Genomic DNA, 820 nt, shown 5'->3' with positions numbered 1-820 from the left:
CATCAGGCCCGCGCGTGCCACGCGCTGCAAGGCGTCTACCGTGGGACGGGTGCGCAGCTCGGGAAACTGTCCGCCGCGCACCACCTGGAGCAATTGCACGGTGAATTCAATTTCGCGAATGCCGCCGCGCGACATCTTCACGTCGTTGGCCCGCTCCGGGTGGCCGGCGCAGCGCTTGGCGGCATGCTCGCGGATTTGCCGGTGCAAGGTGCGCAGCGCATCGAAGACGTTGTAGTCAAGGTAGCGCCTGAACACGAAGGGCAGCACGGAGCCGCGCAGGGCCTGCGCCGRGCCGTCCTGCACGCATTCAAGCGGCGCCACCACCCGGCTCTTGAGCCAGGCAAAGCGTTCCCATTCACGACCCTGTGCTTGGAAATACTCCTCAAGCGCGCTCAGTGAAGTGGCCGCCGGCCCGGAGCTTCCGTTGGGCCGGAGCGCCAGGTCCACCCGAAACACAAAACCATGCTCCGTGGCATCACCAATCAGGCTGAAGACGGCTTTGACCTGGTGCGCGAAGTACTCGTGGTTGGATATCTGCCCGCGGCCATCGCTGCGCCCCCGGGTTTCGCCGTCGTGGTCGTAGACATAGATGAGGTCGATGTCGCTGGAAACGTTGAGTTCACGCGCACCCAGCTTGCCCATGCCCACAACCCACATCCGGGCACGCTCCCCGTCGGGGCCTTGCGGTGCGCCATGCAGCCCGTCAAGTTCGGCTCCCGACTCGCGCATGGCGACATCCAGGGCCAGCTCGGCCAGCTCGGTCATGGCGCAGGTCACTACGGCAAGCGGGGCCTGGCTTTCGAGGGCGCCGTCACAGTCG

General features: G+C 65.9%; 1 protein-coding gene. It reads right to left on the bottom strand.

From position 1 onward, the window contains the following. The coding region (locus AC1DWI_RS25005; protein ID WP_477726160.1) for a [protein-PII] uridylyltransferase family protein at positions 1 to 820 on the bottom strand (820 nt) is incomplete at both ends.

Source organism: Polaromonas sp. P3_C2, from assembly GCF_056402675.1.
Note: the sequence above shows the minus strand (reverse complement) of the source record. Positions and strands in the feature narration are given on the sequence as shown.